General features: G+C 58.4%; 17 protein-coding genes and 4 pseudogenes. 18 read left to right on the forward strand and 3 right to left on the reverse strand.

Annotation, left to right across the window (positions count from 1 at the left end):
• Positions 1-439: pseudogene (locus tag H8B02_RS19775) on the forward strand (transposase); the annotation flags it as partial.
• A gap of 530 nt (positions 440-969) precedes the next feature.
• Here the strand turns inward: H8B02_RS19775 and H8B02_RS19780 are convergent.
• Together H8B02_RS19780 and H8B02_RS19785 are read right to left on the reverse strand one after the other, a co-directional pair.
• Positions 970-1,998, reverse strand: a pseudogene (locus H8B02_RS19780) (IS110 family RNA-guided transposase).
• A gap of 154 nt (positions 1,999-2,152) precedes the next feature.
• Positions 2,153-3,396, reverse strand: a pseudogene (locus H8B02_RS19785) (IS701 family transposase).
• A 79-nt stretch (positions 3,397-3,475) separates the two neighbouring features.
• On the opposite strand from H8B02_RS19785, the gene H8B02_RS19790 reads away from it, so the two are divergent.
• Positions 3,476-3,871: a Rieske (2Fe-2S) protein gene (locus H8B02_RS19790; protein WP_229167767.1), complete on the forward strand. Its 396-nt coding sequence runs from the start codon at positions 3,476-3,478 to the stop codon at positions 3,869-3,871.
• Positions 3,872-3,877: 6 nt separating this feature from the next.
• On the opposite strand, the gene H8B02_RS19795 is transcribed toward H8B02_RS19790, so the two are convergent.
• The gene (locus tag H8B02_RS19795) at positions 3,878-4,468 is read right to left on the reverse strand and encodes a hypothetical protein (RefSeq protein WP_229167794.1); all 591 of its coding nucleotides are present in this window, start codon (positions 4,466-4,468) and stop codon (positions 3,878-3,880) included.
• A gap of 272 nt (positions 4,469-4,740) precedes the next feature.
• On the opposite strand from H8B02_RS19795, the gene H8B02_RS19800 reads away from it, so the two are divergent.
• From H8B02_RS19800 to H8B02_RS19875, 16 genes and pseudogenes are all read left to right on the forward strand, one after another.
• On the forward strand, positions 4,741-5,061 hold the full coding sequence (locus tag H8B02_RS19800; protein ID WP_229167768.1) for a HesB/IscA family protein: 321 nt from the start codon (positions 4,741-4,743) through the stop codon (positions 5,059-5,061).
• Between the two features lie 173 nt (positions 5,062-5,234).
• Positions 5,235-6,428, forward strand: coding sequence for a cysteine desulfurase NifS (gene nifS, locus H8B02_RS19805; protein WP_376711685.1), 1,194 nt, complete (start codon positions 5,235-5,237; stop codon positions 6,426-6,428).
• A complete protein-coding gene (gene nifT / locus H8B02_RS19810; RefSeq protein WP_229167770.1) occupies positions 6,425-6,649 on the forward strand; it encodes a putative nitrogen fixation protein NifT in 225 nt (74 codons plus the stop codon). The genes nifS and nifT overlap by 4 nt, the downstream gene beginning before the upstream one ends.
• Positions 6,646-7,509, forward strand: a complete 864-nt coding sequence (locus tag H8B02_RS19815) for an SIR2 family NAD-dependent protein deacylase (RefSeq protein WP_229167771.1) — start codon at positions 6,646-6,648, stop codon at positions 7,507-7,509. Before nifT ends, H8B02_RS19815 begins: the two co-directional genes overlap by 4 nt.
• Before the next feature lie 389 nt (positions 7,510-7,898).
• Positions 7,899-9,401 carry a nitrogenase cofactor biosynthesis protein NifB gene (nifB, locus tag H8B02_RS19820; RefSeq protein WP_376711688.1) on the forward strand — a complete coding sequence of 501 codons (1,503 nt, stop codon included), beginning with the start codon at positions 7,899-7,901 and terminating at the stop codon, positions 9,399-9,401.
• A gap of 9 nt (positions 9,402-9,410) precedes the next feature.
• Positions 9,411-9,635 carry a 4Fe-4S binding protein gene (locus H8B02_RS19825; protein WP_229167773.1) on the forward strand — a complete coding sequence of 75 codons (225 nt, stop codon included), beginning with the start codon at positions 9,411-9,413 and terminating at the stop codon, positions 9,633-9,635.
• Between the two features lie 160 nt (positions 9,636-9,795).
• On the forward strand, positions 9,796-10,062 hold the full coding sequence (locus H8B02_RS19830; RefSeq protein WP_229167774.1) for a hypothetical protein: 267 nt from the start codon (positions 9,796-9,798) through the stop codon (positions 10,060-10,062).
• Between the two features lie 111 nt (positions 10,063-10,173).
• A complete protein-coding gene (locus tag H8B02_RS19835; RefSeq protein ID WP_229167775.1) occupies positions 10,174-10,494 on the forward strand; it encodes a nitrogen fixation protein NifZ in 321 nt (106 codons plus the stop codon).
• Entirely contained in the window at positions 10,491-10,730 is a 240-nt protein-coding gene (locus H8B02_RS19840; protein ID WP_229167776.1) for a nitrogen fixation protein NifZ, read from the forward strand. Before H8B02_RS19835 ends, H8B02_RS19840 begins: the two co-directional genes overlap by 4 nt.
• Before the next feature lie 12 nt (positions 10,731-10,742).
• Complete coding sequence (locus H8B02_RS19845; RefSeq protein ID WP_229167777.1) at positions 10,743-11,102, forward strand: DUF3024 domain-containing protein; 360 nt, start codon at positions 10,743-10,745, stop codon at positions 11,100-11,102.
• 33 nt (positions 11,103-11,135) lie between these two features.
• Positions 11,136-11,405, forward strand: a complete 270-nt coding sequence (locus H8B02_RS19850) for a DUF6129 family protein (RefSeq protein ID WP_229167778.1) — start codon at positions 11,136-11,138, stop codon at positions 11,403-11,405.
• Positions 11,406-11,410: 5 nt separating this feature from the next.
• On the forward strand, positions 11,411-12,604 hold the full coding sequence (locus H8B02_RS19855) for a DegT/DnrJ/EryC1/StrS family aminotransferase (RefSeq protein ID WP_229167795.1): 1,194 nt from the start codon (positions 11,411-11,413) through the stop codon (positions 12,602-12,604).
• A gap of 253 nt (positions 12,605-12,857) precedes the next feature.
• The gene (locus H8B02_RS19860) at positions 12,858-13,079 is read left to right on the forward strand and encodes a hypothetical protein (protein ID WP_229167779.1); all 222 of its coding nucleotides are present in this window, start codon (positions 12,858-12,860) and stop codon (positions 13,077-13,079) included.
• An 18-nt stretch (positions 13,080-13,097) separates the two neighbouring features.
• Positions 13,098-13,543, forward strand: a pseudogene (locus H8B02_RS19865) (Rieske (2Fe-2S) protein).
• Between the two features lie 734 nt (positions 13,544-14,277).
• Positions 14,278-14,418: a hypothetical protein gene (locus H8B02_RS19870; protein WP_229167780.1), complete on the forward strand. Its 141-nt coding sequence runs from the start codon at positions 14,278-14,280 to the stop codon at positions 14,416-14,418.
• Positions 14,419-14,497: 79 nt separating this feature from the next.
• On the forward strand, positions 14,498-14,845 hold the full coding sequence (locus tag H8B02_RS19875) for a (2Fe-2S) ferredoxin domain-containing protein (RefSeq protein WP_229167781.1): 348 nt from the start codon (positions 14,498-14,500) through the stop codon (positions 14,843-14,845).
• The last annotated feature ends 334 nt before the right edge of the window (positions 14,846-15,179 follow it).

A 15,179-nucleotide genomic window follows, 5' to 3' on the forward strand; every position in this document is an offset into this window, starting at 1 on the left:
GTTAGACCTACTCACCGGCCTCAGTAGCAAGATCGCGGATCTCGACAAAGAAATCGCACGGCGTGCACGAGAGGACGAAGTATCACGCAGGCTGATGACCGTTCCCGGTATCGGCCCAATCTCCGCCACCGCGATCGCCGCCTTAGCGCCGCCAGCCGAGACCTTTGGCAGGGGGCCGCGACTTTGCCGCCTGGATGGGTCTCACGCCTCTTCAAAGATCGACAGGCGGCAAGCAGAAGCTCGGTGCAGCATCCAAAATGGGCGAACGAAGCAGGCGAGCAAACGCGGTGCGCCGAGGGGTTCTTGGCTCGAACAGATGCTGGCTCGCAAACCGCGCATGCTGGTAACCGTCGCGCTCGCGAACAAGATGGCGCGGATCGTCTGGGCGCTGCTTACAAAGCAGGAGAACTACAGGGCTCCGGCCGCAGCCAAGGCGTGAGCCTGGCGGGCCTGAGGTCGTCGGAGATGTAGTCGGTCGAAGGAAGGTATGGCGCAACAGTCGGCGAGACGAGGCCGGAAGAACCAGGTGTACTCATCGTGCCTAGAGCACGCATTTATGATTTGGTTCCGGTCTGCGAACTCCCATACGGGCCCGCAGCTTCATCGCGCTGCACTATCAGAGGCCGGACAGATGGCAGCATCCGACTACTTGCCGATCTTCTTTAAAAATCGCTTGCATCTCGCGGGGCGTCCACAGATGAGTACACGACCTTCTGTAATGGGCCCGATGATGTCAAGCCTCCCGAGTGAATGTCACGCCGCCGAGCTCATGCTTCTGTCCGTGGTCAACGCCTGGCCGCCACATCATGCTGTCAGAGGGAGCGGTGAGCCTATCTAGATACGCGTGGTTCGTCGGATGACGGCCACTGGGTGTGTAACGGCTTCACCGGATCCACCGTCCCGGCGACGGGACTTCGGGCACTGCGCTTCAGTTTAGCCCGGTTGCGTTCTTAATCTCCTTCACCTGTTCTATGCTGCGATCGGCCCCGCTTCAGCCCATCGGTAAGTTGTGCCGTCGACACAGATCCGATACAGGATCACTGCGAGCTTACGTGTCAGGGCGACTTTGCGCGCTTCGAGCCTCGCCGCTTGGCGACGTCCATCCCCCAACGCTTGAGTTTCGAGAACCGCGTGATGCGCGATAGCAGAACGTTGGCAGCCTCAATAGCGCTGTCCGTACGATCTCGTCTCCGACCCGCGTGATACTGCCCGTGACGTTTTATCCTGATTGGTATTTCCTTGGCGTGAGCCCGAACACCGCACCCGCCGCCGTCGATTTTACGATGCGATGAGGATCATCAATCGCCGATTTGTAGGTAACAGCCACCAGGGGACCTACGCCCGGCACTGTCATGAACCGGCGACAAACCACATCGTCACGCACAATTGCCAGCACAGCCTTGTGTAGCCCTCCGTACTGCCTTCAAGGCCGATCGTGCCGAAAGCATCACTGTAGCAATGCGCTCCAATGTCGCCTGACCCACGACCAACTCTCGGATCCGCGCTTCGAAATTCTTCCGCGTCACCGGACCAACACCTTCAGCCCAAAGCCACGCAAGATTCCGCGGATACTCAACTCCATGTCGATCAGCCGCCCGAGAAGCTGTTTACGTGCGATCAGGAGGGCCCGGACCTCCTGCGCATCGACCGACTTTGCGTGTACAGGCCGAAACCATCCCATCCGGATCAACTGGGCGATCCCGCACGCATCCTTGCGATCAGTCTTCACCGTCATCGCAGCCAATGCGGCCTTCACATGCCGTGTTTCGAGCAGAACCGTCTCGAACCCTGCTCCTTTCAGGCCCGCATGCAGCCATTGTGACAGCGGTCCCGCTTCCAGCCCGATCCGCTTTATCGCAAACCCAAGCCTCTCGAAAAACTCGACTAAGGCGTCGGGTTCGATCGCTACCTTCGCCTCCTTCAGAACCTTACCCTGGGCATCCACAACGCACACGCTCGACAGTTCCAATGACACTCGATTCCGGCATAGTTCTCCACGGCTGTCCTCCGTCTCTAGATGCTTGGGCCGACTCAAGTCGTGACCCCGTTTTCATCATCTATCGGGGGCAGCCACCATCATGACCCCTTGCTCGGCGCCGGGCCCATTACGGCATCTAGCTTCTTTGGCAGAATGTGTTTGCGCCACTGTTTTTCAAGGATTTATTTTCGGCAATACGGGCGCCGTTGAGGCGGCGGCCGAAGGATGAGGTCGACGATGGCGTGACGTACGGCGGGCACGGTCGGTTGAGGCGGTGGCCCGTTGATTCTTTTTTTCCGCCCCGCGTATGCGAAGCGACGATGCTGCAGGAAGGCGTAGGCAATCATTGCCATCAAGGCGTGGCGATGGAGGCCCTGCCATGATCGCCCCTCGAAGTGATCAAGTCCAAGCTCCTCCTTCAACTGCTGATGCGCCTGCTCACAAATCCATCGTGCCTTGATGGTAGCGGCCAGTGTGCGCAGATCCGTCGCCGCAGGGAGGTTGGCGAGACAGTATTTCGTCTCCCCTGAAGCACGTTGTTCACCGTGCTTAGATGGATCGATGGCGGCTCTCAACGAACCAGATGGAAAGTGCCGCGGAGAGTGCGATGATCCGCAAGACCAAGCGCCGCAATCGATAAGATATCTGGTACGTGGTGCTTTCGTGGTTTCCCGCGGACTTTAGTAATCGGCCAAATGAGCTGTACATCAACCGGATACACCTTGAGGAATGCCGACGGCCCAGGCCAGCCCGCGTTCGGTTAGCCCTTGCCGAAACGGTGCGCTGAGCCCGTATCCTGCGTCCGCCAGCACACATCCAGCGTTGGCTGCCATCGCTCGATCAACCTCGGCCAAAGCAATTTCCGGCTTGGATCGTGCCGTTCGGTGTTCGATCGGCACGCGAGCACGCTTCAATCGAGACACATTGGCTGTCCAACTCTCGGGCAGAAAGAGACACAAGGCGACCATCACGGGCACTTCGCCGTGCGCAAGTGTCAGCGACACCGGCGTTTGGCAATTTGCCGCTTTGCCCAGAGAGGACGCATATTGAGCCGCGACACCAACCGAGCGGTCGCCCTTCTTCGGCTTTGCCGTGTCGTCAATAACAAGCACCGCATCCTTGCCGCCGACAAGCCGGTCCGCCCGGTTGAGCAGTTCGGATTCCAACGGTGTCGCGTCCCAGACGCCATCGGCGATGAAATGGTGCAGCTGATCGTAGTTGCCGGTTGCAAGGCGTTCTGCGATCGGCTGATCGCTTTTGCGATCGCCAGGGCCGATCAATCCCGCAACGTACAAGGGGCACATCCGCTGTCAGGTCTTATGACCCAGTCGGTCCAGGAACGGCTTCAGCCAGCGTTCGAGTTCGTCTTCCCACTTCGCCATGGTCAGCCCTCCGAGAGCCGACCACTCATGTGCCATTGAAAAATTGATTCGGGAAAATAAAAAAAGCGCTAAAAGCAACATTCTGCCAAAGTAGTGCTTGTTGAACGAGCCATGAATGCAGCCAGATGCTATCTATGCGATTTGCAGCTTCAAAGATATTCCGAGCCGCCGGGCCATGGGATTCCACCTTATGGTCATCGATGACGAGGGCAATCACCGGCCGTGGTCCATCGTTGTGGTCCGATGGGGTAAGAAGATGCTTGGCTATGTCAATGAATGCCCGCACAACAGCGTCAATCTGGACTGGGAGCGGAACGAATTCCTCGATCCATACGGCGTTCGGCTGACGTGCGGCAAGCACGGATCGACCTTCGAACTCGGCACCAGACGGTGCGTCGAAGGTCCCTGTAAGGGTGGAGCGCTCACGCCGATCGCGTTAACAGTCCTGGGTGGTGATATCTGCGTCGTCGGCGTGCGTCTCGTCGAAGACGATGCCTCCCACAACGAATGAAGCTTGTCAGACCGGCCGGTTCTCGTTGCGGTTTTTCACGGGGGCCATCCTCTTTAGTCCGTCTTCGTACGAGATTTCGTCATAGGACAGATCGAGATCCTTTGCCGCATCGAGCAGGTAATCGAGCTTGCCACCTGGATCGAGCTTCCTAATATCGTCCTTGTTGACCCCGACCAGGTCCATCATCTCCTTCCAAACAGTGGATTCATCGCACGGTAGGACGTGGAAGATAGCGTCACCAAGCTTGATTCGGTATTTCGCCAGCAGATCTATGTTGTTGCAGAACATGAAGTAGCTGCCGTCTGGGCTTAACGCGCCGTCCAGCACGCCTGCAACGTCGGCAAGATACGCGAACGAATGCAGATAGCCGGCCAGCACCGGAATGACTCGTTCTCCGCTCTGCGCGATTGTCAAAACCTGCTCGATCGAATAGTCCGGCGGCCGCTTCTCGTCCGCGACCTGGGTCTGGAATTTCAGTGCGATGTCGCCGCGAAAGCCGAACCGCCCAGGCTTAATAGTCCCGCCTTTGAATACGGCATTGAGCAGGCGGCCTTCCTTCTCAAGTCTGCCGAGCGCGGTGTTCTCGATTGTAGTCATTAAAATCGTCCTCGATCTAAGCGTTTCACCGACGCCTTGGCCGGTGCGAGACGCAATGCAAATTGCTTGCCGCCCATACGCAGCGGTCGTCGACATAGCTTGGAAGGAAAAGGCGTAAATGGGCTCAGACCGCCTCAAGCAGCCTTGTCGGAAATTCGACACAAGTTCCAAAGCCAACAGGCACGATCCGAAAAAGAAAGCATCATCAAACGGGGCACGCTGGCATATGATTTGCCATAAGCAGTTAGTCCTAAGAAGATGGAGGATAAGCCATGATCAACCTGACGGATAGCGCGGTGAATGCGGTCAAGAGCGCGATTTCATCATCGACGCAGCCAGCAAGTGGTCTGCGCATTATGGTCGAGGCAGGCGGCTGCAACGGGCTCAAATACATGATGGGTCTGGCCGAGGAACCGAAGCCCGACGACAAAGTGATCGAGTGCGGCGGCCTGAAGGTGTTTGTCGACAACAAGAGCCATGAGCATCTGGTCGGCGCAACCATCGATTTCGTGATGGCGCTGGAGAGCCCAGGCTTCACCTTTCACAACCCGAACGCCACCTCGAGCTGCTCCTGCGGAAAATCGTTCAGCTAATAAAGAATAGACGTCAAGCATGCTGGCCGAACCAGAGCAACTGAAGCAATTGCCTGGCCGCCACGAACGGCCGAGAACTACGCATTCGCGCCGTAGTCCAATAGGCTCGGCGAATTCGTCCGCTTAATCCCGGTTGCTGCCGCAGCCGAGGCTCAAGGTTGAGTGCAGATCAAGTGCCGATTTATCTCGATAACAATGCGACGACCCGGACCGATCCGTCCGTCGTGCAAGCTATGTTGCCATTCTTCACCGAGCAATTCGGCAATGCGTCATCCAGCCATGCCTTTGGCGGTGAGGTCGCAGCCGCGCTGAAGCAGGCGCGCCGCAGCCTGCAGGATCTGTTGGGCAACGACCACGATCATGAGAACGTTTTTACCTCCGGTGGGACCGAGGCGAATAACGCCGCCATCCTCTCGGCGCTTGCAACCCAGGAGGACCGCGACGAGATCGTCACCACCTCGGTTGAGCATTCCGCCATCCTTTCGCTGGTCGAGCAGTTGGCGACGCGAGGCGTCAAGACGCATATCGTACCCGTAGATTCCCGCGGCCGGCTCGACATCGAGGCCTTTCGCTGCGCGCTCGGGCCCCGCACGGCGGTCGCCTCGATCATGTGGGCCAACAACGAGACTGGTACGATTTTTCCGGTGGAGTTTCTAGCCGGGTTGACCCGTGAGGCAGGCGCGCTGTTTCACACAGATGCGGTCCAGGCTATCGGAAAGTTACATGTCGACCTAAAGGACAGTGCGATCGACATGCTGTCGCTTTCAGCGCATAAGCTGCATGGCCCGAAAGGGATCGGCGCGCTCTATCTGCGCAAAGGGACAAAATTCCAACCGCTGATCTGGGGCGGATCACAAGAACGTCGGCGCCGCGGCGGAACTGAGAATATCCCCGGCATCGTCGGCCTTGGAAAAGCGGCGGAACTGGCGTTGGAGCGGCTCGAGCCGGAACGTGTTCGCATTGGTGCGTTGCGAGACCGCTTGGAGCAGGCGATTTTGCACAATGGTGAGTGCGCGGCGCTCGGCGATGTCAGAAACCGGCTAACGAACACGGCCAATATCGCTTTCGATGATCTCGAAGGCGAAGCAATCGTCCATCATCTCAATCGTGCGGGCATTGCCGTGTCGCTCGGATCAGCTTGCAACTCCGGCTCAATGGAGCCATCACATGTTCTGCGCGCTATGCAGGTACCGGCGCGGAGCATGCGCGGCGCGGTGCGCTTCTCTCTGTCGCGTGAAACCTCTTTCGCCGACGTCGACGAGGTAGTGTGCATACTGTCCGACATCGTGGCTCGCCTGCGCGCCAACTCGCGGGAATCTGCCAGTCTGGCCGACTATGCGCCGCAATCGAGGGAGTTGAGCTCGTGAAGATCATGATCCGCCGCTCGCCGGACGCGGGCCTGTCGATCTACGTGCCGAAAAAGGATCTCGAAGAGCCGATCGTGGAATCCGAGCACGAGACGCTATGGGGCGGCTGGATCAAAATAGCTAATGGTTGGGTACTCGATTTGCCGGAGATGGGGAGCGATACGCTCTTGCCGGTAACAGTCAATGCCAAGAAACGGGGCGAGAACGGTGACGATCCGTGAAGGCGACCCCGCAGGTCGATGTTGTCGACGCGACCGACGCTAAGGCCATTTTAGCGAACGTTGCTGCCGGGCTGAGGGCCGCGAGCGTTGTTCCCTATCTCGGTCCTGGGCTCGCCGAACTGTCCAGACCCGATGTGCCGACGACGCCCGAGGCGTTGTCTGACTTCTTCGCCAACAAGGTTGCGCTGCCGCGGCGGGCTAAGGGCAATGCATGGGCCGCGGCGCAGCACATCGAGATCAGCAAACATCGCTCCACCGTGACGGCATTGATGGCGCAGGCCTTCGCTCGTCCGGTCGAGCCGACCAGGTTGCACGATCATCTTGCGTCTCTTTCGCTGCCCATCATAGTTGACACATGGTATGATGGGGCGATGCGCGCGGCGCTGGATAAGCGCGATGGATGGGGTGAAGTGCAAGGTATCACCCGCGTCGGCATTGGCGAGAATCGCTGGTATCGCTTTTATGACTCGGTTGGCCAAGAGGTCGAAAGTGTCGTGGCGGACAGCTGGGCGACGGTGCTGTATAAGCGGCACGGCGGCGTGCAGCCGGCAAAGAACTTCCTGATTTCCGATGCTGACTACGTCGAGGTGCTAACCGAAATCGACGTCCAGACACCGGTTCCGGACATCATCAAGGCAAGGCGGATCGGACAGAGCTTTCTCTTCATCGGTTGTCGCTTTAACGATCAGCTGTTGCGTAGCTACGCCCGGCAAATCATCAAGCGGTCGGCCAACACCCACTATGCGATCGTTGATCTGGATGCGCTCTCACGCAATGAGCTCCGTTTTCTGCGCGAGCAAGGCTTGACACCGCTTGCGATTGGACTGCCTCTCGCGGTCGAGATACTGCTCACCCATTAGCGGCGTTGCGAAGCCGGATCCTCCAGCTCGCATCGGCCTGTTGTGAGAGGCTGCATCGCATCAAGGGCAATAGAGATGGCGCCCGGGCTGAGCGCGTGAATGAATGCAACAGCCGTGGAGCTCTGCGTCAGAACAGGACGTACTTGTCGCGTTTCTGACATACGCATCATTGCCGTTCCTGCATGCGTTGGGTTGGTGTTCCCGCTAACTCTCTGGCGTATGGCTGCAATGTCATCGTTTCCGCCGTGGCATGTGAGTTGCTACTGCTCTTCTTAAGGCTCTCTCGGGGCTGGTCCTAGGAAGCCGATGATTGCCTGCATGGAGAAATGGAAATGAACGCGGTCGTCGGGCGCGGAAAATATGCCAAAGCTGCGGTAGATGCCAGCAAGATGCTGCAGCCAGCCGCCATGCATAAGGGCTGCCGCAGCTCGTCCAGCATCGGCCAAGCGAGTTGCGGCTCGCGGGCGGGGCAAGGCGATCTGCCGACCGCGATCTGGGAAAAAGTAAAGAACCATCCCTGCTACAGCGAACAGGCGCATCATCATTACGCCCGCATGCACGTCGCGGTGGCGCCAGCCTGCAACATCCAGTGCAATTACTGCAACCGCAAATACGACTGCGCCAACGAATCACGTCCGGGCGTGGTGAGCGAGAAGCTCACGCCTGAGCAGGCGGTCAAGAAAGCGCTTGCGGTCGCGGCCACCATTCCCCAGATGACCGTGCTCGGCATCGCCGGTCCCGGCGATCCGCTGGCCAATCCCGAAAAGACGTTCAAGACGTTCGAACTCGTCGCCAAAGCGGCTCCGGACATTAAGCTGTGTCTATCAACCAATGGGCTGAGCCTGCCAGATTATGTTGACGTCATCGCCAGGTCCGGGATTGACCATGTCACGATCACCATCAACATGATCGATCCCGAAATCGGCGCCAAGATCTATCCTTGGATCTTCTTCAACCACAGGCGCTATACCGGCATCGACGCGGCAAGGATACTCACCGATCGCCAGCTGCAAGGCCTGCAGATGCTTAGTGAGCGGGGGATCCTGTGTAAGGTCAACTCTGTGATGATCCCGCAAATCAACGACCATCACCTGGTCGAGGTCAACAAAGCGGTGAAGTCGCGCGGCGCCTTCCTTCACAATATCATGCCGCTGATCTCCGCACCCGAGTACGGTACAGTATTTGGCCTCAACGGTCAGCGTGGGCCGACGGCGCAGGAATTGAAGGCGCTGCAAGATGCTTGTGAAGGGGAGATGAATATGATGCGCCACTGCCGTCAGTGCCGGGCCGATGCTGTGGGTCTGCTCGGAGAGGATCGCAGCGCAGAGTTTACCACCGATGAGGTCATAAAGATGGACGTCGAATATGACCTCGAGATACGCAAGGCCTATCAAGACCGCGTAGAGGATGAGCGGGCCGCCAAAGCCGCGGCCAGTAAAGAGGAGCTCGGGAGATTGGCTGGGAAGACGAGTGAGATCTCGCTTCTGGTGGCAGTCGCAACCAAAGGCTCGGGGCTAATCAACGAGCACTTTGGACATGCGAAGGAATTCCAGGTCTACGAACTTTCCACTTCCGGCACAAAATTCGTTGGCCACCGCCGGGTAGACGTCTACTGCCAGGGCGGCTATGACGAGGACGATAGGCTTTCGACCATTATCCGCGGCATCAACGACTGCCATGCGGTGTTTGTGGCCAAAATCGGCGGCAGCCCGAAAAGCAATCTGATCAAGGCTGGAATCGAGCCGGTCGATCAATACGCGCATGACTTCATCGATAAGTCGGCGGTCGCCTGGTTCCGGTCCTATCTCGACAGGGTGAAAAGCGGTGAGATCCAGCACGTGAAGCGCGGCGATGCTTCGATTCGGCAGGGAGCCCCGATCTCTGCGGCGTAGGGAGGTTGTGTGCCATTCAAGATCATCGCCTCGCAATGTACGAGCTGCTCAGCCTGCGAACCCTTATGCCCGAACGTTGCAATCTCGGAGAAGGCGGGGAGCTTCGTCATTGAACCAGCAAAATGCACCGAATGCATTGGCTATTTCGACGAGCCGCAATGTGTCGCCGCCTGTCCGGTTGACAATACCTGCATCATTGACGCGTCCTTGCCGCGTTACCAGGCGCCAGCCTAAAGGGTGAGCTCCATGAACGGATCGCCGCCGCCGCTTGATGATGTGAACGAAACCGTACGCGGGAATGCGGCGCAGGGCCGTGCGCTTGGTTCTGCGGCTGCGAAAGGAGGGGCCATCGCAGCCTCGCCATCCGGGCCGGGACTCCGGTTGATGCAAGCGAGTGACGCTGATGCTGGCCGGCCATACCTATGAGCTTAGTCGCGCCGTGGCGCGCCACATCGCGCCGCAGCTGCTCGACCGATTGATGAGCTATGAGGAGGTTGAGTTCCGCTACATCGTGGCACGCGGTGTCTCCAATGAGTGGCCGCTAGCCATAGCGAACGACCCGGACGCCTCGATGCAACTCGAGAATATACAGCGACTGTCGCCGGAGGCGTTAACTGCTCCGCGCAGCGTGATCATGGCCAGCACGTCTATTATGAAGTAGCGCGCTGCATTGCCGCTGGTGAATCGGCAGATGGAGATAAGAACAATTCGATGCAGGACCTCGCTTGCGCTGGTACGGCAGCGTCCCTGCGTGTCCACGAGGAGACGGTGTATGAATAAAATTGTCCGCGACAGCGAGGTCGTCGAGCTCAGCGGGCCGCCTGCCTTCAGCTTTAGCGAAAAGGTGCGCGCCAATCGCACCATCCGCAACGATGGCACATATCGCGGCAAGGAGATTGGCGAGATATTGGTCAAGAAGGGAGAGGTGGGTTACGTCGTCTCGATCGGCACGTTCGTGCAGCAATTCTACATTTACGGCGTCGAGTTTCTCGAAACCGGCTACCGCGTTGGCATGAAGTGCAAGGAGCTTGAGGCGGTGGACGCATACGAGGAGATCGATGATCTGCCATTGCCGGAAGAGGCTATGTCATGACCGAGGTCCGCTTTCCGAAATATCGGCGGGGCCAGCGCGTTAAGGCCGTAGTCGACCTCATCAACGATGGCTCTTTTCCCAATACCGAGCCCGAGGGGCTCGTGCTCGGCGCCGGAGCAGCCGGCGAGATCGTCAGGGTCGCTATCCATACCGAAGCGGACGTGCCGATCTATACGGTCGATTTTGGTGAGCAGCTGCTCATTGGCTGTCTTGAAGAGGAAATCACAGCGCTTTGAGGGACTTTCGCGATGAATGCCGGGCTGATGAGAAAGGTAAAGACTGGGCTGGTCCCTCACCCAAACGAGCTGGATCGTAAGCGGATCGAGCGCGGCTTGAGCTCGCGCAAGCGCTATCTCTATGTCTCGCCGAACGTGACGCCGGTGAAGGGTGGCTATCTGATCGAGAGCCCCTGTTGCTCGCCCAATATCGACAAGGATGGCGGTCTCGTTGATGTCGCGCTGATTCTTTATGATACCGTGAGCGGAGTCTGGAAGGTGTTTTGCAAGAACCACGCGCGAGGAATCTGGGAATTTTACAGCCTTTACCACCGCCTGACTTCAGCAATCGACGAATTGAACGCAGATCCGGAGCGTCTGTTCTGGCAATGACGACCGCCTTCGGCGAGTGATAGAGGAGCCACGATGGCGCTCACTGCGGAGGAACTGATCGAAATCGAACGGCTGCTTGCGGCTGATGGCGTCGACACGGGCTCCCTTGTCGAGCTGCGGCGCCGCTTTCCGCAGCTTGCATGCGTTCGCTGCGATGCGTCGGATGTGACGGATCAGCCGTTCCGGCAGTTTCCTCGTTTCGACCTACATTTGCTCGACGGGGCGGATCACTGCGTGCAGATTACGGCCGATCCGAAGCGGGCGACCGGTATCGTGTTGGCGAAGAGGAATGCTGCGCGGTGAGCGGGATTGAACTGGCAGAACATCGGCTTGATAGCGCGGACAGGGGGGAGGCACATACATCCGTCATTCCACTGTCGGATCCCGATATCAGCTTCGCCGAGCTTTCCGCCGTGGAAACGCTTCTGTGCTCGCCGCAGATCTCCAATGGGCGGGCTACTGAGGCGTTCGAGCACGCTTTTGCGGCCTATCTTGGCCGCAAATATGCCGTTGCGGCATCGAGCGGCACCATCGGGCTCCTGCTGGCGCTCAAGGCGCTCGGCATCGGGCCAGGGCAGGAGGTCATCGCCTCGCCCTATTGCTTCCGCGAGACAGTCCATGCGATCGGTCTTGCAGGTGCACGGGCGGTTTTTGCCGACATCGACTATTGGTCGGGAACATTAGTCCCAGACAAAGCCGAAGAGCGCATCACAGCCAACACGCGAGCGATTGTCGCCGGTAATCCCAACGGCCATCCCGCGCCGTGGTCGGAACTGCGGGCGATCGCGCAGCACCATCACCTGGCGCTTTTGGAGGATTCCACCGAAGCAATCGGATCGCGGTACAAGGGTGAGCTAGTCGGGCGGTTTGGCGACCTGGCGGTCTTCGACTTTGCCCAACCCTTGGCCCTAAGCTGTGGCGAAGGCGCAATGGTGGTAACGGACGATATTGACCTCGCGGTTGGCTTGCGTCGCTATCGCGCCCACCGCCTGGACGAGCGCTCCTCGGTGATCGTCGGTGCCACAGCACCGTACCAGGCCGGCATGAGCGATCTCACGGCAGCCTTGGGGCTGGCGCAGCTCAAGCGTCTCGATGAAATCCTGGAGCGTCGCCGGCTGGTGGAGCAGCTCTACAGCGCGCATATGCAATCATTTGAAGGCATTAAGCCGCCTTACGTTGCCGCTCATGTGACCGAGGTGAACTGGTTGCTCTATCTCGTCCATCTGGGAACGCGCTTCACGCGATCCGACCGCGACGCCATTGTCGATGATCTGCGCGTTGCCAAAATTGAATCCGCCGCTTATAGCCACCCGCTGCACTTGCAACGCCACTATTTCGACCTCGGCTATCGACGTGGCGATTTCCTGGTTACGGAAAAGGTCGCCGATCGCGCCCTGGCGCTGCCGTTTCACACCCATCTCACGAACAACAAGATCGAGTTCATTGTCGAGACCATGAAAGATGCGTCGATTAACGTGGGCGCGGGTGCAGCGATCTACTGAGATGGCGTCATCCACCACACGGAAGGATGAGGATTGAATGGCGACGATCGTAGTTTTGCGTCATCGCGCAAGATGAGGAACGCGATCGAGGGCTGGCCCGTGAGCGCGAAGAAGACCTGCTCGAAAGTAGCGAGGCGCGGTCTGAAATCCACGGCTCGAGGGCAGGCGCCAAGCCGCTGGAAACCGAGCTCATCACAATTCAGATCCTCAGTTTCGGCTCGGGTCTTTAACGCAGGCCAAATAGGGAGTTGCAATGAACTCGCAACAAGTCATCATTCACGTCCGCTTTGCTCCGAACGGGAGGGTGGTTCACATCAGCGAGCGCCCGGCGAAGCTCACGCCGAAGCAATGGTTTGATGTTCTCAACACTCGTGCGGGCTCGACTTATCGGCCGCTCGCTCGTGGCCGCGGTGTTTTTCAACTGGCCCGGACAGCGGTCGAAGCCTTCAAGCAGGAAACTGCGAGGCCCGGATGAGCAAGGGATGATCGGCCGATGAGTGATCAGATCGAGGTGTTCGCCGTCTGTGCGGCCGACGCCATCGAGCGGAGTGGCGCCAGGGGCTTTAACTTGTCGCGACTCGACGACAGCGGCGAGAGCCGGCCGTTTCCGATTGTTGTGGTTCGCACTTTCAGCGACGACTATTTAGGGTACGTCAATCGCTGTCCGCATGGCAGCTTTTGGCTCAACATCGGCTCCGGCGAGTTTTCTCCTCTGACCGATCCTTTCTCAGATGCGGCAGGCACGGTGCGAGATTTGAGATCGACACTGGGCTATGCATCGAGGGTCCCTGCAATGGACAAGCGCTTGAGCCTGTCGCGCTCGCCATCATCGACGGTGACGTGTGCCTGTGCGGCGTCAGGCTGTTGGAGGACGATCGGTTTTACGACCCGTCTGAGGACACCGACGAAATCATGGATATTACGATCCATCCCGATTAACAGGCGTATCACTTGGCCGTTGCTCAAGTCGCCTCGGGCGCATCGCCGAATAGAGCCATCGTACTCATCAGTCCTGGCGCGGACCCGCGTCAATGCGTTGAACTGAATGGCAAAACGGGTCAGGCCGCTGGATTCCGAACAGCAACCGCGATCTTCGCGACACCAACGAGGTGCCCTGGCGCTAGCTCACCAAATGGAGCCAGTAAGGCCATTGCTGCCGGGGGATAGAATCTTCGCGAAGGAAATGCCCTCGGCGGTTATAAGTTCGCCGAGGCCACCGTCTGGGCTGGGTGAAATGGGGGGGACCCAGACTGACAGGACCGTTTGGTCTGGAGGAATGACGATCCTGTGTCGCGATTCTTGGGCGACCTCTGAAGCGGTCGTAGCAATTGCAATGCCAAGCCTCCGTTCATGCGATGCCCTTAGCGAGTGCCGCCACCACGGTCAGCCGACGGCGACGGCCAAGGTCGAATGCATTAACGGGCACGTGCGCGTGCTGCGGACGAACTGCGAAAGGCTGAAGCGGGAGAGTGTCACACGCGATGCGACATTTGTCATGCATCACACAGAGGACGACATTGTCGCAAGCCCGGCATAATTGTCAGTCGCGCCGGAGCGGAGAATGAGATCGTTGCAGAAACGAGCGCTACGCATCTGGTGCGGAACTTGCTTGGAGAAGGCAGATGGTTGCGTAAGTGATGCGGAGAAAGAAGATCACGACGCTGAAGTTGATCATGGCGGTTGTTTCAGATGGCAAGCATCTGTCGCTGATCGTCAGCGATAATCATCATTATGTCGCCCGCTCATTTCGCCTGCTTTCGCAAGCTCGAGTGGGAATTAGTAGGGATCAATTGGTCAATGGGACGTTCGACTGAAGAGAAGATTGTTGGGGCGGATGCGCCCGGATATTGTCTCTTTTCATCTGATGGAGCCCGTTGATTGCAGGATAGGCGCATGAACGCAGAAACCGAATTCGAGCTTCCTCAACTTTATAGGCATCACGTCTTTGCCTGCCACACGCAGCGTCCACCGGATCATCCGCACGGCAGCTGCGGCGCTTCTGGGGCGCAGGCCCTCTGGGATCGGATGGGTAAGGCAATCGAAGCCCAAGGCCTCGCCGATGTCGGTTTCACGGTGGCGGGATGCCTTGGCTTTTGTAACTCCGGTCCCTTGATGGTCGTTTATCCAGACGGGGTCTGGTATCGCGCGACTAAGCCAGAAGACGTTGATGAAATCGTAGACTCCCATCTCAAGCAGGGCAAACGTGTCGACCGCCTCGTGATGGTACTGAAGCGAAGCTAAAGGCTCCGCTTTAGCGCCGCTTGCCCTGGTGTCATCAATATGGACAGCTTATCCGCCCAGCAGCTGGCATCTCGGCATGTCTCACGATGACCGGGCGCCCTAACGCTTCCAGTACGTCGCGACTACTGATTTGTATGGCCCTGGATCCGGACCATCCAGTGAGAAGGAAGCCTCGACCTGAGTCCTGCTTATGATCGGGGCCGATGAGCCCTGAGCTCAAGTCTCTTGCGAGCACGGTCGTTCTCACACGGGGGCGTACCCGCCTTGAATTCTCGGCTCCGATAAGCAGGGGGCCGCTTCTGCTATCGCCGAGAAAGATGAGCATGATCGTTTT

Source organism: Bradyrhizobium altum, assembly GCF_020889705.1.
Classification (GTDB): domain Bacteria; phylum Pseudomonadota; class Alphaproteobacteria; order Rhizobiales; family Xanthobacteraceae; genus Bradyrhizobium; species Bradyrhizobium altum.